The sequence below is a fragment of the Candidatus Desulfofervidus auxilii genome (genome assembly GCA_030262725.1).
In the GTDB taxonomy this organism is placed as follows: domain Bacteria; phylum Desulfobacterota; class Desulfofervidia; order Desulfofervidales; family Desulfofervidaceae; genus JAJSZS01.
This window is the reverse complement of the sequence record JAJSZS010000007.1, coordinates 60,956-81,233: the sequence shown is the minus strand read 5'-3', so window position 1 is coordinate 81,233 and position 20,278 is coordinate 60,956. Positions and strand designations below refer to the sequence as shown.

General features: G+C 31.0%; 23 protein-coding genes. 7 read left to right on the top strand and 16 right to left on the bottom strand.

Annotated elements, in window-relative coordinates; all coding sequences use genetic code 11:
• Positions 1-13 precede the first annotated feature (13 nt).
• The 6 genes from efp to LWW95_05570 are packed head-to-tail and all read left to right on the top strand — an operon-like array spanning position 14 to position 5,725.
• Positions 14-580, top strand: coding sequence for an elongation factor P (efp, locus tag LWW95_05595; protein ID MDL1956507.1), 567 nt, complete (start codon positions 14-16; stop codon positions 578-580).
• Positions 580-2,691 carry a ribonuclease R gene (gene rnr, locus LWW95_05590; GenBank protein MDL1956506.1) on the top strand — a complete coding sequence of 704 codons (2,112 nt, stop codon included), beginning with the start codon at positions 580-582 and terminating at the stop codon, positions 2,689-2,691. The genes efp and rnr overlap by 1 nt, the downstream gene beginning before the upstream one ends.
• Positions 2,692-2,728: 37 nt before the next feature.
• Complete coding sequence (locus LWW95_05585; protein ID MDL1956505.1) at positions 2,729-3,367, top strand: riboflavin synthase; 639 nt, start codon at positions 2,729-2,731, stop codon at positions 3,365-3,367.
• On the top strand, positions 3,354-4,319 hold the full coding sequence (locus LWW95_05580) for a hypothetical protein (GenBank protein MDL1956504.1): 966 nt from the start codon (positions 3,354-3,356) through the stop codon (positions 4,317-4,319). The genes LWW95_05585 and LWW95_05580 overlap by 14 nt, the downstream gene beginning before the upstream one ends.
• Entirely contained in the window at positions 4,316-5,428 is a 1,113-nt protein-coding gene (locus LWW95_05575; GenBank protein ID MDL1956503.1) for a site-2 protease family protein, read from the top strand. The genes LWW95_05580 and LWW95_05575 overlap by 4 nt, the downstream gene beginning before the upstream one ends.
• A gap of 18 nt (positions 5,429-5,446) precedes the next feature.
• Positions 5,447-5,725, top strand: coding sequence for an acylphosphatase (locus LWW95_05570; protein ID MDL1956502.1), 279 nt, complete (start codon positions 5,447-5,449; stop codon positions 5,723-5,725).
• On the opposite strand, the gene recN is transcribed toward LWW95_05570, so the two are convergent.
• The 3 genes from recN to LWW95_05555 are packed head-to-tail and all read right to left on the bottom strand — an operon-like array spanning position 5,715 to position 8,129.
• Complete coding sequence (gene recN / locus LWW95_05565; protein MDL1956501.1) at positions 5,715-7,391, bottom strand: DNA repair protein RecN; 1,677 nt, start codon at positions 7,389-7,391, stop codon at positions 5,715-5,717. The two genes, LWW95_05570 and recN, sit on opposite strands and share 11 nt — an antisense overlap.
• A 2-nt stretch (positions 7,392-7,393) precedes the next feature.
• Positions 7,394-7,915, bottom strand: coding sequence for a cysteine hydrolase (locus tag LWW95_05560; protein MDL1956500.1), 522 nt, complete (start codon positions 7,913-7,915; stop codon positions 7,394-7,396).
• Entirely contained in the window at positions 7,908-8,129 is a 222-nt protein-coding gene (locus tag LWW95_05555; protein MDL1956499.1) for a PLD nuclease N-terminal domain-containing protein, read from the bottom strand. Before LWW95_05555 ends, LWW95_05560 begins: the two co-directional genes overlap by 8 nt.
• Before the next feature lie 74 nt (positions 8,130-8,203).
• Between LWW95_05555 and LWW95_05550 the strand changes: the two genes are divergently transcribed.
• Positions 8,204-9,565: a sigma-54 dependent transcriptional regulator gene (locus LWW95_05550; protein ID MDL1956498.1), complete on the top strand. Its 1,362-nt coding sequence runs from the start codon at positions 8,204-8,206 to the stop codon at positions 9,563-9,565.
• Here LWW95_05550 and flgL read toward each other — a convergent pair.
• From flgL to LWW95_05485, 13 genes are read right to left on the bottom strand one after another with little or no spacing between them, the layout of a single operon-like run.
• On the bottom strand, positions 9,562-10,437 hold the full coding sequence (flgL, locus tag LWW95_05545) for a flagellar hook-associated protein FlgL (protein MDL1956497.1): 876 nt from the start codon (positions 10,435-10,437) through the stop codon (positions 9,562-9,564). The genes LWW95_05550 and flgL overlap by 4 nt on opposite strands.
• A complete protein-coding gene (gene flgK, locus LWW95_05540) occupies positions 10,437-11,831 on the bottom strand; it encodes a flagellar hook-associated protein FlgK (GenBank protein MDL1956496.1) in 1,395 nt (464 codons plus the stop codon). The genes flgL and flgK overlap by 1 nt, the downstream gene beginning before the upstream one ends.
• Positions 11,831-12,139: a flagellar biosynthesis anti-sigma factor FlgM gene (flgM, locus tag LWW95_05535; protein MDL1956495.1), complete on the bottom strand. Its 309-nt coding sequence runs from the start codon at positions 12,137-12,139 to the stop codon at positions 11,831-11,833. Before flgM ends, flgK begins: the two co-directional genes overlap by 1 nt.
• Positions 12,140-12,182: 43 nt before the next feature.
• Positions 12,183-12,485: a rod-binding protein gene (locus tag LWW95_05530; protein MDL1956494.1), complete on the bottom strand. Its 303-nt coding sequence runs from the start codon at positions 12,483-12,485 to the stop codon at positions 12,183-12,185.
• Entirely contained in the window at positions 12,485-13,570 is a 1,086-nt protein-coding gene (locus tag LWW95_05525) for a flagellar basal body P-ring protein FlgI (protein MDL1956493.1), read from the bottom strand. Before LWW95_05525 ends, LWW95_05530 begins: the two co-directional genes overlap by 1 nt.
• Before the next feature lie 2 nt (positions 13,571-13,572).
• Entirely contained in the window at positions 13,573-14,220 is a 648-nt protein-coding gene (locus LWW95_05520) for a flagellar basal body L-ring protein FlgH (GenBank protein MDL1956492.1), read from the bottom strand.
• A 1-nt stretch (position 14,221) separates the two neighbouring features.
• On the bottom strand, positions 14,222-15,169 hold the full coding sequence (flgA, locus tag LWW95_05515) for a flagellar basal body P-ring formation chaperone FlgA (protein ID MDL1956491.1): 948 nt from the start codon (positions 15,167-15,169) through the stop codon (positions 14,222-14,224).
• Positions 15,166-15,477, bottom strand: coding sequence for a hypothetical protein (locus tag LWW95_05510; GenBank protein ID MDL1956490.1), 312 nt, complete (start codon positions 15,475-15,477; stop codon positions 15,166-15,168). The genes flgA and LWW95_05510 overlap by 4 nt, the downstream gene beginning before the upstream one ends.
• A gap of 6 nt (positions 15,478-15,483) precedes the next feature.
• Positions 15,484-16,272: a flagellar basal-body rod protein FlgG gene (gene flgG, locus LWW95_05505; GenBank protein ID MDL1956489.1), complete on the bottom strand. Its 789-nt coding sequence runs from the start codon at positions 16,270-16,272 to the stop codon at positions 15,484-15,486.
• A gap of 12 nt (positions 16,273-16,284) precedes the next feature.
• The gene (locus LWW95_05500; GenBank protein ID MDL1956488.1) at positions 16,285-16,971 is read right to left on the bottom strand and encodes a flagellar hook-basal body protein; all 687 of its coding nucleotides are present in this window, start codon (positions 16,969-16,971) and stop codon (positions 16,285-16,287) included.
• Between the two features lie 14 nt (positions 16,972-16,985).
• A complete protein-coding gene (locus LWW95_05495; GenBank protein MDL1956487.1) occupies positions 16,986-18,233 on the bottom strand; it encodes a flagellar hook protein FlgE in 1,248 nt (415 codons plus the stop codon).
• Positions 18,234-18,253: 20 nt separating this feature from the next.
• Positions 18,254-18,913 (bottom strand): hypothetical protein, encoded by a 660-nt coding sequence (locus LWW95_05490; protein MDL1956486.1) that lies wholly within the window; start codon positions 18,911-18,913, stop codon positions 18,254-18,256.
• Between the two features lie 12 nt (positions 18,914-18,925).
• Entirely contained in the window at positions 18,926-20,275 is a 1,350-nt protein-coding gene (locus LWW95_05485; GenBank protein MDL1956485.1) for a flagellar hook-length control protein FliK, read from the bottom strand.
• Between the last annotated feature and the right edge of the window lie 3 nt (positions 20,276-20,278).

The following is a 20,278-nucleotide window of genomic DNA, read 5'->3' as shown; positions in this document are numbered from 1 at the left end:
CAGGAGGAAAACAATGTATACAACTAGTGATATTCGTCGAGGGCTTAAAATTGAATTTAAAGGTGAACCTTATGAAATTATAGAGTTTCTCCATGTAAAGCCAGGAAAAGGGCAAGCATTTGTACGTACAAAATTGAAAAATTTAATAACAGGGGCAGTTATAGAACACAATTTTCGCACAAGTGACCGTATCCCTAGACCAAATTTAGAAGAGAAAGAAATGCAATTTTTGTATAGAGAAGACGAACATTTTTGTTTTATGGATTTAGAAACTTATGATCAAATATTTATGGAAGCAGACCGTTTAGGGGAACAAAAAAAATTTTTAAAAGAAAATCTTGTTGTAAAAATTTTATTTTTTAATGAAAAACCTGTAGCTATTGAATTACCTACTACAGTAGATCTTGAAGTAATAGAAACAGAACCTGGAGTAAGAGGCGATACAGCTACTGGAGGTAGTAAACCTGCTAAGTTAGAAACAGGTGCAGTAGTGCAAGTACCACTTTTTATAAATGAAGGTGATATTATAAGGATAGATACAAGAACAGGTGAATATGTAGAACGTATCTCGAGCAAATAATGGGAAAAAAGAAAAAATCTAAAAAGGCACTTACATCTATAAATATTACTAAATTTCTTGCTCGTATTGGAAGACCTATTACTTTACGGGAAATCTGTCGCCATTTTGGAGTAAAAGATAGAGAAAAAGTAAGAAAAATTTTAGCAGAATTAGAAGAGAAAGGAGAAGTAATTGAAATTAGTAGCAAAAGGTTTGGACTTACAAAAAAGATGAACTTAATAGTTGGTCATCTTTCCTGCCATCCAGATGGATATGGCTTTGTTATTCCTGAAAATGGGCAAAAAGATATATTTATCAGTCCTAGAAATATAAAAGAGGCAATGCATGGTGATAGAGTACTTGTAAGAGTTGAAAAAAAGAAAAAAGGGAAAAAATATGAAGGTGAAATTATTCGTATCCTTGAAAGAAGAAATAAATATTTAATTGGAGTTTTTGAAACAGATGGGCAAGTTGGTTTTCTTTTACCCGAAGATGAACGGTTTACTACAGAAATAATTGTTCCTTTAGCATGGGCAAAAGATGCAGCTTCAGGTCAAATGGTAATAGCTGAAATCGTTCGTTTCCCCACAATAAGACATGGAGCACTTGCTAAAATAATAGAAGTTTTAGGAGATGAATCTTTAGCCAGCACACAAAGTCAGATTGTTATATTTAAATATAATTTACCAACCAAATTTTCAGATATTGCTGAAGATGAAGCAGAAGAGGCAATAAAAAAAGAAATAAAAAGAGAAGAACGAAAGGATCTACGTAGAATTTCTTTTTTTACCATTGATGGTGAAATGGCTAAAGATTTTGATGATGCTGTAGCTATAAAAAAAGAAAAAAATGGTTATCGACTTTATGTTTCTATTGCAGATGTATCTTATTATGTTAAACCTCATTCTGCTTTAGATGAAGAGGCTTATCAAAGAGGAAATAGCATATATTTTCCTGATAGAGTTTTGCCTATGTTACCCTTCTCAATCTCACAAGGAATTTGTAGCCTAAACCCAGGAGAAGATCGTTTAACTATAACAGTAGAGATGCGTTTTAATAATCATGGAGAATTAATTGATTATGATATTTATGAAAGTATTATTCAAAGTAAAGAAAGACTAACTTATTGTCAAGTTCAGCAAGCACTTAATGGAGAAAAAGGGGTTATTAAAAAGAAAAGTATTTTACGATCATTAAATTGTATGGCAGAGTTAGCTGAAATTCTTAGAAAAAGGCGTATAAAAAGGGGAAGTCTTGATTTTGATTTACCAGAACCTGAAGTATTTTTAGACATTTTAGGTCATCCAAGTAATATTTTGCGTACTAAAAGATGGTTTTCACACCAAATTATTGAAGAATTTATGATTGCTGCTAATGAAACAATTGCCATGTATCTTACAGAAAAAAATTGGCCTATGGTTTATCGGGTACATGATAGACCCAGTAGAGAAAAAATTGAAACATTTGCTAAATTTTTTGAAACATTAGGATATAGTTTACCAAAAACAAATATGTATAAACCTATTGATTTTCAAAAGCTTTTAAAACAAGTAAAAGGCACACCACATGAATTTTTAGTAAATCGAATTTTATTACGTTCACTTAAACAAGCTAGATATAGTCCTTATAATATTGGCCATTTTGGCTTAGCATCCAATTGTTATACTCATTTTACTTCGCCTATTAGACGCTATGCTGACTTAATGGTGCATAGGATTTTAAAGAGAGCATTAAAAAATGAGCTGCCCAAAAATGGATTAATAAAATATTTGGATAGAATTTGCCAACATATTTCTGAAAGAGAACGCATTGCTATGGAAGCTGAAAGAGAAATTGTAGATAGATTGAGGATTCAGTTTATGCTTAAAAAAATTGGTGAAGAATATAATGGTACCATCTCTGGTGTAAACAGCTTTGGTTTTTTCGTAGAGCTTAATGAAGTATTTGTAGAAGGATTAGTAAAAATATCTTCTTTACATGATGATTATTATTTTTTTGATGAAAAAACTTTTTCTTTAAAAGGAAAACGGCGAAAAAAGACCTTTCGATTAGGTGATCAAGTAAGAGTAAGAGTTATTAATGTTAATCCTCGCCGAAAAGAAATAGAATTACATCTTATAGATAAAAAATGATTATTGACATTGTATTAATTATTTCCTACTTTGAAATATGTTTACAGGATTGATAGAAGGAAAAGGGAAAATTATACGTTTTGAAAGAAGTAGCTATGGAGCTAAAATATATTTAATGCCTTTATTTAATTTAAATAAACTAAAGATTGGAGAAAGTATTGCTGTAAATGGTGTATGCCTTACAGTAGTAAAAAAGGAAAAAGATATATTTATAGTAGAAGTCTCTCCAGAAACCCTTTCTCGCACAACATTTCAATTTTCTCATGTAGGAGAAGAAGTAAATTTAGAACGTGCTTTAAGACTAGGCGATCGTTTAGGAGGTCATTTTGTTACAGGTCATGTGGATACTATTGGTATAATTATAGCTAGAAAAGAAAGAGGAACTCATTTTGAACTCACTATTCAAATACCAAAAGAATGGATACAATATGTAGTAGAAAAAGGATCAATAGCAGTTGATGGTGTAAGTCTTACAGTCAATCAATGTTTTGAAAATAACTTTACTGTTAATATTATCCCTCATACTGCTCAAGTAACTATATTGGGCAAGCGTAAAATTGGTGATAAAGTAAATATTGAAACAGATTTAATAGGAAAATATGTAGCTAAATTACTTGCTATAAGAGAAGAGAAAAAACTTAATGAAAATTTTTTAAAGGAATATGGATTCTGGTAATTTTTTATTTATTCCAAAGATTAAAAAACCGCCTGTTATTCATCGAGCAGAATTTGGCTGTTTAAAAAAGGCTTATGCTTTAAATGTTACTCAAGGATGTAGTTTTAGTTGTGTTTACTGTTACGCTCGTGGATATGCTATTGCTCCGCCTAAAGGTATAGTTTATTTTTATAGAAATTTACCAGAACTTATACAAAAGGAGATAAAACATTTGCCAATTGGGACAACAATTATTTTTAATACTGCTTCTGATTGTTTTCAAACACATCCACAGGTTTTAGAAATTGCTTATAGGGTTATGAACATTTTGCTCAGAAGAGGTTTTTATATTAGCTTTCTTACTAAAGGAATAGTACCAGAGAGTTTTAAAGATTTATTTTGTCGATATAAGTCTCAGATTTATGCCACAATTAATGTTGTCTCTTTAGAAAAAAAATATTGTAATCTTTTTGAACCAGGGGCACCCATAGGGGAAGAACGACTTAAAAATGCAAAAAGACTTTTAGAATGGGGAATAAATGTAAGAGCTCGCCTTGACCCCTTAATTCCTTTTTTTAGCGATACAAAAGAAAATATAGATTTTATTCTTTTAGAATTGAAAAAAATAGGTATTTCAGAAATTATTGTTAATTACCTTCATTTACGCCCTCGTATTATTGAACAATTAAATCAAGAATTACCTTTAACAATAGCTAAGGTAATTTTTAGCTGTTTTCCAAGCAATTGGCAAATTGTTGGAAGCAAAACACTTGCAAAACTTATTCCCATTTCCTTACGTAAACGCACTTATACATATATTGAGCAAAAAGCAAAAAGCTTAGGACTTAAGGTTACTGTCTGTCGATGTAAGAATCCTGATTTAAATCTCTCTAAAACTTGTTTATCTCATTTACCTTTAACATTTAAAAAGCGTCTTCAACCAACCCTTTTTGGGAAAGAAGTATCATTATGACTAGTATTAAATTAGGCAAAATTAGAGGTATTGAAATACATCTTGATTTTAGCTGGTTTATTATTTTTGTACTTCTTAGTTGGACACTTGCCACTTATTATTTTCCAAAACATTATCCCACTTGGCCAATAGGTATAAACTGGGGTATGGGAATTTTAGCTAGTTTTTTCCTTTTTGCCTCTGTTTTATTCCATGAACTTGCACATTCTGTTGTTGCTCAAAAGCAAGGAGAAGAAGTAAGACGCATTACTCTTTTTATATTAGGAGGTGTGGCACAGATTGCTAAAGAACCAGCTACTCCTATGGCTGAGTTTAAAATGGCTATTGCTGGGCCATTAGCAAGCTTAATATTAGGCATATTTTTTCTTTTTTTAAGAATTGCTTTAACATCTATTAGTGAACCTTTTATGGCCTTAGCAGAATATCTTGCCTTTATCAATTTTCTTTTAGCAGGTTTTAATTTACTTCCAGGTTATCCTATGGATGGAGGGCGCATCTTACGTGCAATAGTTTGGAAATTTACTGGTAATTTAAGAAAAGCTACGCATCTTGCTGCTAGAGCAGGTCAAGCTATGGCATTTCTTTTTATATTTTTTGGGCTCTTTCAAATTTTTAGTGGTTTTTGGTTAAATGGGATCTGGATGATGTTTATTGGTTTTTTCTTATATCAAGCATCCCTACGGAATTATCAACAGGTAATGTTAATAGAATTTTTAAAAGGAATAAAAGCAAAAGATTTAATGAGTCAAGATTTTATTGTTGTTCACCCAGAAACAGCATTGCGGACATTAGTAGATGATTATATATTAAAAAAAGGGCAGCGATCGTTTTTTGTTGGAGATGATGAAATTGTTGGGATTGTTTGTTTAGATGATATTAAAAAAATTGAACCTACAAATTGGTCAATAATAGCTGTAAAAGAAATTATGACTCCGCGTGCACATTTAGAAGTTGTATCTCCAGAAGATGATGCTTCTATTGTACTTCAAAGATTAACTAGTCGAAATATTCATCAAATGCCTGTATTAGAAAATAATCGTCTTGTAGGAGTTATTACACGCAATGATCTTTTACGCTGGCTTCAAGTAAGATCAGAATGGGGAGAATAATTTAATCAGGAGGAAAAAATGGAGAAGGCACGAGCTCATGTCATAATTACAGGAAAAGTTCAAGGAGTATTTTTTCGTGCCTCCACTCAAGATGAAGCAGTAAGACTTGGTCTTACTGGTTGGGTAAAAAACAGACCAGATGGTGCAGTAGAAGCAGTATTTGAAGGAGATAAAAAATCTATTGAAGAAATCATTAAATGGTGCCATTCTGGTCCACCTTGGGCTAGAGTGAAAGAAGTAAAAATAAGTTGGGAACCTTATAAAGGCGAATTTGCAAGGTTTTCGATTATTTATTAGCCTGTTCAATTAAAGATTGAGCATAAATATATGAAGATGGTTTCCCGCCAAGCATGCGTACGAGTTCTCTTATTTTTTCATCTTTTTTAAGTAAGCGTACGCCAGTAACCGTACGACCAGAAATTATTTGTTTTTCTACTTTAAAATGGGCATCTCCATAACATGCAATCTGAGGTAAATGAGTAATACAGATTATTTGATAATGCTTTGATAATTCTTTTAAATGACGACCAATAATACTACCTAAATCTCCACCAACACCTGTATCAATTTCATCAAAAATTACAGTCTCTGTACCAGCTTTTTTACCAAGAATTGTCTTCAATGCTAATAAAAATCGAGATAATTCACCACCTGAAGCAATCTTAGCAAGAGGTTTTGATGGCTCACCTAAATTGGCAGAAAAAAGAAACTCTATCTCTTCAGCTCCTTCTTCATTTACCCAAAGATTTTCTTTTAAAAGTAAACCTATTTTTAAAGGAGTAAATTTAATTTCACATCTAGCATATGGCATTCCTAAATTTTTAAGATAATCTTGCAATAGATTCTCAAAAAACTTAGCTGCTTTTTTTCTCTTTTCTGTTAATTCTTCGGCTAATTTAGCTAATTTTTCTTTAAGAGAAAAAATCTCTTTATCTAATTGCTCAAGGAAAATATTTAAATCTTCGCTAGAATTTAATTCTTTTTCTATTTTTTCTTTTATTTCCAATAATTCAGCTATACTTTTTGCTTTATATTTATTTTTCAATTCATTTAATTCTGCTAAACGTCTTTCTATCCTCTCAAGTTTATCTGGTTCAAAAACCATAGATTCTTTATAATTTTTTAAAACATGAGCAATATCTTCCAATTGATAAAAACAATCTTTTAATGTTTTAAGCCATTCTTGCCATTTAGGTTCATAACTTGCAGCTATTTCCATTTGCTTTTGTAAATTGGCTAAAACTTCAATTACTGTTCTTTCTCCACCATAAAGTTGTAGGTATCCATTTTCTGCTACTTTTTTTAAAAATTCAGCATTTCGCAAAATTTCTCTTTCTTGCAATAATTCTTCTTCTTCACCTATTTGTAACTTTGCTTCTTCAAGCTCTCTTTGTTGAAATTTAAGTAATTCTTGTTTTTCTTGATAATAGGCAATTTTTTCTAAAATTTTCTTTTTTTGTTCAATAAGTCTAATTAATTTTTTATATATTTCTTGAAAGATTTTCTTTTCTTCTAAATCACAAAAATTATCTAACAATGATAATTGATATTCTGATGAAAGGATATTTTGATATTCATACTGTCCTGATAAAGTAAAAAGATTTTTAGTTATTTGATTCAAAATGGGTAAAGTAACTAATTGATCATTGATAAAAACTTTACTTCTTCCACTACGATTAATAATTCTCTTTATAAGCAACTCTTTAGAAACATTAAATCCTTTTTCTTGTAACAATTGAATGATAGGTTCATCTAATAAAAATAAGGCTTCTATTATTGCTGTTTCTTCCCCATATCTTATCAGCTCTGCACTTGCTCTTTCTCCCCAAAGCAATTTGATAGCATTGATAATAATGGACTTTCCTGCCCCTGTTTCACCAGTAATAATATTAAGGCCAGGAGAAAAATCCATTTCTAAATGATCAATAATAGCCAAATGTTCTATATGTAAGCTTTGAAGCATTATTAAACAATTTTTGCTCCAAAGATTTTTTTCATTCTTTCTAAAGCAAAAGAATGTGCTTTTTCATCAAAATCAGCTACTCCTTTTACATGAATATAGACTTCATAATCCCTATCACATAAATCACTTACTGTCTCCATAACACAGATAGAAGTACATACTCCTACTACATGTACAGAAGTAATTTTTTCTTTTTTTAAAATTTCTTCAAGTTCAGTATTAAAAAAACCACTAAATCTTTTTTTAGGTATGATATAGTCGCCTTTTTGTGGTGCAAGTTCTGATATGACTTCTGCCCCTTTTGTCCCTTTTATACAATGTGGTGGAAAACGTTTAAATTCTTTATCATCTGGATCATGTTGATCAATTAAATAAATAATTGGAATACCAGCTTTTCTTTTATTTTCTACTAGTTCTTTGATATATGGAATAATCTTTCTTACTTTTTCACCACAAAAAAGAGCTCCTTTTGGATCTATAAAATCATTAACCATATCAATCACTAAGACAGCTTCTTTATTCATCTTTTTTCTCCTTAAACATGCGACGGCCAAAAAATAAATAAGATAGACCACCAAGGCAAGGGATAAAAATAACAACACCAAGCCAAAATGTTTTTAAATATAACCTAGAAGTTCTTTTGAGGAACAATTCAATAATTGCCCAAAAATTAGGCACCATTGGAAGAAGAAAAATAATGATTAGTAAAATCCACTGTTTTAATGTTAAATTTGCCATCTTTTAAATTTTACTTTAAATTTGAGTACTTGACAATAAAACACTTTCAATTATATTAGCTCATAGTGTTAAAGATGACGAGTCATACCCCTCAAATTTTAGTTGTGGATGATAATAAAGAGATTTGTAATATATTAAAAGAGTTTTTGGAAAAGGCTGATTATCATGTTTATACTGCCTATAGTGGAGAAGAAGCTTTACATATTATTGAGAACAATGTTATTGATATTGTTATTTCAGATTTACGTATGCCTGGTATTGATGGAATTCAGCTTATTAAACATATAAAGGCATTTGACCCAACTATTGATGTAGTAATGTTAACTGGTTACCCTTCTATTGATACAGCAGTAGAGTCAGTAAAACTTGGAGCTTATGATTATCTTACAAAACCTATAGATTTCCGCAGATTAAAAGTAATGTTAGAAAAACTTTTAGAACAACGTGCACTTAAAAAGAGGATTTCTCTTTTAGAGAAAAAATTCAGTGGAGATTATGTATTTGAAGGTATGGTTGGGCAAAGTTTAGCTATGCTTAATATATTTGCCACTATTAAACATGTAGCTAAATATCCAATTAGTATTCTTATTACTGGTGAAACAGGTACTGGCAAAGAGATGGTAGCTAGAGCCATTCATAATCTTAGTCGTCGAGCAAATAAACCATTTATTACAGTAAATTGCGCAGGTCTAGTTGAAACTCTTTTAGAAAGTGAATTATTTGGACATGTTAAAGGTGCATTTACAGGTGCTTTAAGAGATAAGCCAGGGCTTTTTGAAATTGCTGATCAAGGTACTATCTTTTTAGATGAAATTGGTGATATGCCACTTTCTTTACAAAGTAAATTACTTAGAGTTCTTGAACATCATGAAATACAACGAGTAGGTGATGTTAAAGTAAAGAAAGTGGATGTAAGGGTAATTGCAGCCACTAATCGAGATTTGAAGAAAATGGTAGAAGAAGGAAAATACAGAAAAGACCTTTTTTATCGATTAAATGTAGTCCATATCCATATACCTCCTTTAAGAGAAAGAAAAGAAGATATCCCTATTCTATGTCAGTATTTTATTAAACAATTAAATCAAGAGATAGGAAAAGGAATAAAAGGATTAGATATTCAAGTTAGTGAATTATTCCAACAATTACCTTGGGATGGAAATATTAGAGAATTAAAGAATGTTTTAGAAAGAGCCTATATTATGGCTACTGGAGAACATATTACTTTAAAAGATTTACCTCTAGAATATCGCCAAAGAAAATTAGATAAAATTTCCTTTGCAGATCTTCCAGTTCAAACCACATTGGCAGAGATGGAAAAGAAATACATAATGAAAGTATTAAAACTTACTTCTGGCAATCGTTCTCAAGCTGCTCGCATTTTAGGTGTAAGCCGACGTTCTCTTTATAGAAAATTAAAAAAATATGGTTTGATTTAGCTTAAGTAATTAAAAAGATTAACTTGCATAATCCTAGCCATACCAGCTAATGTAGATTGATATGCTGTTTGATACATAGCTAAAGAGGAAGCTGCTTTACTTAAATCACTATCCTCTGTTTCAGAGAGATATGCTGTAATATCAACATAAGAATTATTTAGTTCATTTTTTACACTCTCAAAACGATTCATAAGACTACCTAAATTAGCATGAGCGGTTGTAATTTGTTTAATTGCTTCATCTATTGTTCCAATCAAATATCTTATAGTTTCAGCATCATTGCTTTCAAGAGCTGTTTTTAAGTCGTCAAACATTTGAAATATATTGACTCCATCAGTAAAAACACTTCCTGGAATATTAAAAGAAAGCTGCATATATGGACTGATATTTACTTTGATTTGTTTTTCATCTCCATGATAATTGTTATCTGTCTCTACAAAAGGTTGTGTATCTGTTAAATAGCCAGCAAATATATATTGATTACCTAATTTTGTATTAGCAATCTGCAATGCTTGTTTTTTTAGTTCTCCTACTTGAACTGCCAACATTGCTCTTGTTTCTGCTGTAGCTGTATCACTTCCTTGAGAGATAGCTATTTCTTTTGTCTCAATCAATAAATTGGTCATTGCCTGTAAAGCTGTTTCTGTTGCATTTTGCCAAGAAATAGCAGTTTGGATATTTCGTTTATATTGCTCTATATCTGCTAATTGAGCTTTATAAGTAAGGGCTTTGCTCATACCAAAAGGATCATCTGATGGTTTGATAATCTTTTTACCTGAAGCAATCTTTTCAAAATTATCTTTTAAATGTTTGTTTAAATATTCCAAATGGAAAAGAAAATTTTGATAAAGCATGTGATGAGTGACACGCATTAGGCCCCCAGATTAACTAAAATTTCCATCATTTCATCTGCTAAAGAAATCAATCTAGCTGAAGCAGTGTACATTTGTTGGAATCTTACTAAATTAGCTGCTTCTTCATCTAAGGAAACACCAGAAACAGCTTCAAAGCTATTTTCTATCTCTTTTATAACCAACTTTTGATATTCAAGATTAAGTTGACTATCTTTAGCAATACTGCCTGCTGCTCCTACTAAAGAATAATAAAAGTCATTAAAAGTAAAATTATCTAAACCAGCTATAGCTGTTTCTTTTAAATCAATAATAGCTAATGCATTTTCATTATTACCTGGTTCACCAGCAGCTGATGCTGCAGCAATAGCTTCAGGTGTCATTTCTATAATTGAACTTATCTGAATAAGACTTGCTGCATCATTTGTTCCAGTTAAAGGTTCAAAAAAATCATTACCTGTAGAGCCATCTAATCCATAACCCAATTGATGTTGTGAATTTATTTCTGTAACTAGATTATAAGCAAGGCGATCTAAATCATTTTGATATTGAGGGATAATTTCATCTCTCATCTCTAAAAAACCACCTAATTTCCCACCATCAATACGGTCAGTAACATCAACCCTTAAACCACTTTCACCATACCAAACTATATGATAAAATCCTTCACTACCTGTCTCAACAGTAAGAGAGTAAGCATTTTTTTCTTGAACAACAGCAACTCCTCCAATAAGTACTGTCACCATTCCTTCATCTTCAAAGGCAGTAACATTTGCTAACTCTGAAATTTTTCTTATTAAATCATCTCTTTCATCACGAAAATTATTAGCATTTACACCTTTAACTTCAATAGCCTTTATTTTTTCATTCAAATAGGCAATTTGTTGAATAATAGTATTTATTTCTTCAATAATATTTTTTATTTCAGTATCCATTTCTTTACGTAATTCTTTTAAATTGTTACTCATTCTTTGGAAGGTAGCTGTAAGTGTCTTTGTTGTATTAATTAAATTATAACGATTTACCATATTTGTTGGATCAGCACTGATTTCTTCCCAAGCATTCCAAAAAGCATTAAGAGATTCACTTAATCCTCCTTCAGCTTCATTAAATATTGTTTCTAAACGCCCTAAAGTTTCTTCTTTTACTTCATAATAACCTAAGATACCCAGTTCTTGACGCCATTGTCTTGCTAAAAATGAATCATAAGCACGTTTAACATTAGTTACTTCTGACCCTCGACCAATTAAAAGTGGCAGAGAAAGTAATGGAGGTTTTTCTTGAAAGATTATTTGACGACGACAAAATTTAGGATTTTCTGCATTAGCAATATTATCTCCAGTAACCATAAGGGCCATCTGTGAAGCCCTTATAGCACTAATACCTATATCAATAAGACCATATATGCCGTGCATTATTTAACTTTAAAAATATTTAAAATACCTTCTTGAAGGATTTTTACTGCCAATTTTTTGTTATTCACTTGATAGACGCCTTTTTCTAAAGCTTCTTTCAATTCTGCTACTTTTTCTTTCCTTACAGCAGGTATTTCTTTTAATATCTTTTTAAATTTTTGCAGTTCTTGAGCTTTAGCTGAAATTTCTACTTTTTCTTTAACTTTGTTAAATTTAGATACCTTCTTTACATTAACCTTTTCTTGAACACTTTTCATTTGTTCAAGATAACCAGGTTCTAATCCCACAGTCTTTTTAGAAATCTTCATCTTTATCACCTCACTTTGAGCTTTTACCTAGTTTTAATATCGACTATTTTCTTAAAATGTTCGGAAATTTTTGTAAAGTGCTAAGTTGCTGATAAAGTAATGTTGCTAAACCTAGGCTATTAGTTTCTCCTGCTTTTTTGGCAAGTTGTTCATCTAATATAGAAGTATAAATATCTTGGGCAATCCCACCATAAAACAATTTTGTTTTAGGAATAGTTTTTCGCATTACTTTTAATAAATAATAAATAAAAAATGCCTCAAAATCTTGACAAGCTTTTTTTAATGCCTGTTCCTTTTGAATTTGATTTTTATTTCCTTCTAAAGGAGATAAAAAAATATTTGGCATTATATCACCTCCAATTCAGCATGTAAGGCACCGGCTGCTTTTATTGCTTGTAAGATAGCAATTAAATCGCGTGGTGTGGCTCCAATAGCATTAAGAGCTCGCACAAGCTCACCAATAGTAGCAGCAGGAGGTACAAGATAAAGAGGTGTTTTTTCTTCTTTTATTTCTATTTCTGTTTCAAATGTTTCTACTGTTTCTCCTGCTGAAAATGGCATTGGTTGAGAAATTTTTGGAGTTTCTTTAATAATTACACTTAAACCTCCTTGTGCAACTGCTACAGTAGAAATATGAACATTTTCACCGATTACAACTGTACCAGTGCGTTCATTAATTACTACTTTAGCTATAGAACTTGGAGCAACAGTTAGGTTTTCTAATCTAGCTATTAAATCTACTGGACTTGTTAGATACTCATTAGGAATAACAATTTTTACTGTACTAGCATCTATAGCTTCAGCAACATAAGCATTAAGTTCTTCATTGATCACATTTGCAACTTGGGCTGCTGTATTAAAATCTGGTTCATTTAAAATAAAATAAAGTTTGCCATTTTCCATAAAATTTATAGGGATTTCTCTTTCTATTGTTACCCCTCCAACAACTCGACCTACAGTAAGAAAGTTTTTCCGAACCCTTGCTCCAGCACCTCGTGCTGCAAAACCTCCTACTGAAATGGGACCTTGAGCAATAGCATAAATGTTGCCATCAGGTCCTCTTAAAGGTGTCATTAATAACACACCCCCTTCAAGGCTTTTAGCATCACCCATAGATGATACAAGAGCATCTAATTTCATACCTATTTTAGCAAATGGTGGAACTTCGGCTGTAACCATAACAGCAGCCACATTACGAGTACGAATTTGCTTAGGATCAACTTTTACTCCAAATCTTTCAAGCATATTTACTAATGATTGAATGGGAAATATTGTTTGTTCTCGATCTCCTGTACCTGCAAGTCCTACTACTAAACCATAACCAATAAGCTGATTTTCCCTTACACCATAAATATAACCAATATCTTTTAAACGAGCACCTAAAACATTTAATGGGATTAAAATTAAAATAATTAAAAATAGTTTTTTCATCTCTAAAATGGCCAAATATTATCCAAAATTCTTATAAACCATCCTGTTTTTTGCTTGTCTGATACTACTCCTTTACCTTTATAAATTATTTCTGCATTAGCAATATGAGTAGAAAGCACTACATTTTCACGGGAAATATCAATAGGACGCACAATCCCTCTTAAAATCATGATTCTTTTTTCATTATTAATTACTAATTCTCTTTTTCCTTCTACCAAAAGATTTCCATTTGGAAATACTTTTATTACTTGAGCAGTAAAAGTTGTTATAAGTTTTTCACTTCGATTAGTTTCTCCTTTACCTTCAAAGGCATTTTCAGCACTAGCAGAAAGAGAAGTATGATCTGTTAAATCAATACCAAAAAAATTGCTAATACCACTTTTTACTTCTGACTTTCGTGAAGTTTTTGTCTCTGCTTTATTATAAGCTATAGTTGTTTCAACTACTTTAATTGTAATAATGTCTCCCACTTGATATGCTCGTAAGTCAGAAAAAAGGCGAGCCTGAGGACTATTTTCTAATAAAAGTGAATGTTTTTTAAGTTCAGTGGGAGGTGGTGTAACAAAAGAAGGAGTCTTTTGTGTAGTTTTATGAATAGTGGCACAGCCTATAATTGATATTAAAAATATTATTAATTTCTTAAGCTTCATTTTAAAACTCCACTTTAACGGTATGATTGTCAATTACTCGTCCATAAACAATTTTTTTAGAATTTAAATTTAAAACTTTAATTAAATCTCCCCTGCATCCATCTTCTTTTGCCCTACCTTTAACTGTCACTTTTAACACTGGAGATTCAGCTACAATAGTTACAATATCACCTCGATGAATTAAAGGAATAGGTTGCACTTGTGCATAAGTAAGTATTTCACCAGCACCAATACTTACTTTCATCCTTTTACCAATAACTTCTTCTAAACGAGAAAACATTCTAGGATTTATTTTAGAAAATTCTCTTTTTTCAATTTTAACATCTTCTTTTTTTATTACTTCTCCTCTAGCTAAGGGACGTAATGTCACTACCACTGGTAGACTTATTTTAGCTTTTACTGTAACCCAAGTTCTATTTACTATTTGACCATTTATAGAAAATGCAATTGGAAGAGAAAAACTACTTAAAAATTGTTTTTGACTAGGAAATTGGCAAAAAAAGCTTACTTTACCAGAAGGTAAAATTACATCTGAAGGTGCTTTTATTTCTAAAATTTTAAGATAATTTTTCCAAGGATGTCTTTCATAAACACAACGATAGGCAATCTTTTCTATCTTCTCTCTAGAAATAAGCAAATAATCTCGTATAATTTTTACCTTATTTGGCATTTCTAATGTCCAATCTTCAAGAAAAACCCCTGCCTGTAAAAGCCTTGCTTTTAAATAATCTCTCGAAATCTCAAGACTACCACCAGGATTGACAATATTTCCTAAAACCATTTTCTGCCAAACTTTTGGTAGCTTATTTGGCTCTTCAACAATATCAGCTAATCGAACAATAGAATTTTTTACTTTTATTTCTGAAGGTATTTTTATATGTAAAATTTCAGCATTTAAAGGTAATATTATTAAAAGAAAAACAAAAAATGTTAAAATAATCCTCATCATTGCTTTTTCTTTTCAATTTTTTCCAAAAGATTAATAATACGTTCATTTTGCTTTATAAGCATAAGATTAGTCTTTAATTGAAGTTGCATCAACTCAACGATTTGACGTAATAACATCTTTTCATCAGCATTTGTTGCATAAATTACTACATCCGAAGGCTGACAGTGAAAGAGTTCAAAAAATTCTTTATCTAACCAGAGATTAATTTCTTTTGGTATATACAAATTAGGAGAATCTGCCATATTTTTTACAGCAGCAGTAATATTGATAAAAAAGCTAATCAATAAAATAATACATATTTTTTTCATATTCTTTTACCTTTTAACATTATTTGCCATCTGCAGCATTTCATCTGCTGTCTGGATGGCTTTGGCATTTACTTCATAAGCCCGCTGGGCAATAATCATATTCACCATTTCTTCAACAACACTAACATTAGAAAGTTCCAAATAACCTTGAGCAATTGTTCCAAAACCTTCTTCACCTGGTATGCCGATTATAGGTTCTCCTGAAGATTCTGTAGGGATAAAAAGATTTCTTCCAATACTTTTTAAACCAGCAGGATTAATAAACTTAACAATTTGTAATTGACCTACTTGACTAGCTACACTTTGGCCAGGTTGAGTTACAGAAATAGTGCCATCAGAACCGATAGTAATATTGATTGTGTCTTCGGGGATAGCAATTTCAGGTTGAAGTAGATAACCATCTGAAGTTACTATTCTACCTTCTCTATCTAGTTTAAAGGCACCAGAACGGGTATAAGCCAATTCACCATTTGGTAAAAGGATTTGGAAAAATCCATCCCCTTCTATAGCCATATCCAAAGGATTATCTGTTTTTTGAAAATCACCTTGAGAGAAAATTTTCTGTACAGCTACTGGTCTCACACCTTGACCCAATTCAATACCTGTAGGTACTGTTGTTTGAGTAGTAGAGGCTGTACCTGGTGCTAATAAGCTTTGATACATTAAATCCTGAAAATCAGCTCGAGATTTTTTAAATCCTACAGTATTAACATTAGCTAAATTATTAGCAATAACATCTACGTTTAAATTTTGAGCTTCCATACCACTAGCGGCAATCCATAATGCTCGAATCATTTTATCACCCCCTTAAATTTTTATTATTCCAACTTCATTAATTGCTCTTCCAGTAATTTCATCAATACATTGAATTAACTTCTGGCAGGTTTCATAATTACGCAATGTCTGAATCATGTTTGCCATTTCTTTAACAATATTAACATTGGCACCTTCCAAATAACCTTGTTTCACCTTTGCTTGAACAGATGATGAAGTAGCTCCATTCATAGGAACAAAAAGTCCATTTTGTTCTTTTTTTAAAATAGTTCCTTTTGGAAAATTCTCTATTCTTAAGGAATCTACTGCTACACCATCTACTCTTACTATTCCATCTTGATCAACAACAAAATCCTTTCCTCTAACGAAAATCACCCCCTTTTTACCCAATACCAAAAAACCTTGTTTTGTCACTAATCGATGTTTCTGATCCAGTTTAAAATCCCCACGGCGAGTGTATCTTATACCATCTGGGGTTTCTATTACAAAAAAGCCATCTCCTTCTATAGCTAAATCAAAGGGATTATCTGTAGGTAGAAGAGGTCCGGGAGTAAAATCTATTTGAATATATTCTAGGGCTGAAAGAAAATATTGGCGGAATCCTATTATATCCTTTTTATAACCAGGAGTATTCACATTAGCTAAATTATGCGTAATAGTATTTAACCTTTCCTCTTGAACAATACTGCCAGAAAGCGCTATGTAAATGCTGGGATGCATAATTACCTCCTAAATTAACGTTTAATATTTACTAATTCTGTAAGCATTTCATCGCTAGTAGTAATTACACGAGCATTTGCTTGAAAAGCTCGTTGAATAAGGATTAAATTAGTAAATTCTGTAGCTAAATCAACATTAGACATCTCTAAAGCACCAGAAATAATCTTTCCTCTACCTCCTGTATTAGGCACATCAATAATAGGTTGACCTGAAGCCCCAGTTTCAGCATAAAGATTGTCTCCTACTTTGGCTAAATTCCATGGGCTAACAAAATCAGCTAAAGCGATTTGATAAAGATTTCTTACTTGACCATTAGAAAATAAACCTTCTATTATTCCATCTTCATTAATAGAAATACTCTTTAAATCCCCTGCTGGATAACCATCTTGTCCTAAAAAATTAGTGGAAAAAGGTGCAGCAAATTGTGTAGAACCATCTAAACCTGTGCCTCCTTCACTAGTGCCAGTACCATAATTAAAAGAAATAGCCTGAGGGGAAACTGCGCCACCACCAAAATCAAAATTAATAGGTGTATCATTGTCATCATTTAATGAACCATCAGAATTAAAAGTTAGTGTCTGAGTACCTGCATCTCTAATTGTACCTGTCCCATCTACATATACATAATGAGCATCCCAAGTATTAACGTTAGTTTTAACAAAATATATACTTATAGCATGAGCTTTTCCAAGGGAGTCATAAACAGTGAGAGTAGTAGAATAGTTATAAGTAGAGGGATCATCCCGATCAAATGGAACAGTAATAATTTCAGCTTCGGCATCAAGATTAGCTTTCAAGCTTACATTTGATGTTGCGTGTGCTTCACTCATGATATTTGAAAGATTTATATCTCCTAATGTACTGCTGATAGTGCCATTTTGATTGATTTGCCATCCTTGTAATCTATAACCTTCGGAAGTTACCAAATAACCATCAGCATCTAAGAGAAAAAGACCATTACGTGTATAATAAATCCCATTACCAGTATTAACTATAAAAAAACCATCACCATCAATAGCTAAATCAGTAGTATTGCCAGTAGTAATAATAGAACCTTGCATAAAATTGGGTACCACACGACTCATTCTGACTCCACCACCAATACTAAGCCTTCCTATTGAAGAGGAAAGCAAATCAGCAAAAACATTACGTGAACCCTTAAAACCTACTGTATTTACATTGGCAATGTTATTGCCTATAGTCCCCATCGCCAAACTCATAGCATTTAGACCACTCACACCAGTAAATAATGACTTTAACATCTTCTAACACCTCCTTTCATTTATTGTTTAATTTCTATAATGTCTTCTAAATTTACAAGATGTTTACTTTCACCAATAGTTAAATAAAGTTTATTATTATCAAATTCTACTTTTGTTACAGGCCCTAACATATATGTATTAACACCAACAGAAAGACCATCTTTTATAGCTGTTACAGAAAATGTATAATCACCTGAAGGTAAATGATGACCTTTATCATCTCTACCATCCCAAATAATACTTTGTTCTCCCTTTGATTGAGCACCCACTTCTATAGTTCGAACAAGTTTTCCGTCTTCATTATAAATATGAATGGAAACTTTTTGTGCATCATCAAGAAGTTGATAATGAATCGTAGCATCTTTATCTTTTTCTAAATGAATAATATCGCCTTCTGCTTTAACTTCCTTTCCTAGAAGGTTTAAAGCAAGTAGATTATTTATAGAAGTTTGATAAAGCATAAGATTTTCAAACATATGCTTTACATCATTTACTGCTTCTAATTGGGCAAACTGAGTCAGTTGAGCAACATATTCATCTGGTTTAAGTGGATCAAGTGGATCCTGATTTTGTAATTGAGTAATTAAAATTTGGTAAAAATCATTTTCATCTAATGTATTAGGGTTTTTTATTTTATCTTCAGAAGTCCTTTGTGGGGTATAAATACTGTTTACTTGCATTTTTTACCTCCTTTAAGCCCAAAAATCTATACTTTTTGAGTTAATTGAAAGATTTTTTGAAATTTTTGGTTTTATTATTTCAACTTTTTCTCTTTTCTCTTTTTTATAAGTTTGAGGCAATTGTCTTCCATTTCTAGGCATATAAAATTCAGAATGTTCATTAGCTAAAGAAACATTAAACTCACTTATTAAAAATCCTTGTTGTCCAAAGCTCTGTTTAAGCATCTCTAGTCCTTTTTCTATCACTTCTTTCACTATGTATGTGTTAGTAAAAAAGTGCACCTTAAGAGTGCCCTTATCTATACTTATATGAATTTTAAGTTTTCCTAATACCTCTGGTTTCAAATCTAGTATAATTTCTTGCTTCCCATTTTGAAATTGAACCTCTATTTTTTTTACAATTTGTTCAATAATTGCATCCTGATCAATTTTAATAAGTGGTCTATTCATTTTCAAAATCTGCAATTTTTCAACTTCTTTCTTTATGTCAGTGTTAAAGAGATTGCCAATAACAGATTTTTGCTCTTTATTTTCATCTATCTTTAATTTTGAAACTTCTTTTAATTTTTTAGGCATTTCTTCTATCTCCAATTGGGGAAAAATTAGTTTTATTGTGTTTTTTTCAATATTTTCCTTTTCATTTATAGTTACAGTTTGATTCTCCAAATTTATAGGATAAATATTTTCTTGTTTTATTTTTAATTTTGGTTGCTTTAAACAATGTATTGTGTTGTGAATTATAACTTTATTTTGAGGAAGATTTTCAAAAGATTTAGATGAAGTGTATCTTTTTCCATTTTGGAATGCTTTTTTATAATCAATATTTTTTTCTACTTGTTTAAACATAAATAATTTTTCCTCTTCAATATTAATTTCTTTTGGAGCAAAATCAATTTTTATAGTTTTTTCTAAAGATTTTTTATATTCAATCTTTTTTTCAAACTCATCTTTTATTTGAAAAAGACAAAACTTAGAACAATTTTTTTCTTTTAATTCTGGATTTGTAAAAAATAGTGTTTTCTTTTCTTGATTTCTTCCAGTTTCAACAATAATCATTAAATCTGGATAAATACCTTTGTCTTTTGATAGTTTTTCTAATGGTTCTTCCAAATATTCATTTTTTACTATTTCTTCTCCTTTTAATGGTTCCTTAAGATTTATTAATTTTTTTGGAAATTCCTTTGAAGAAATTGAAAGAGAAACATTTTTATCTTCATTCAAAATAGGTTTAACATCAGAAATTAACTGCATTAATAACTGTAAAAGCTCACCAAAATCAGCCCCATTTTGTATAAAAGATTTCAAATTCAGATTAATAAATTTTTTATTAAATGATTCTATTATTAAATCACTCTTTATCATCAT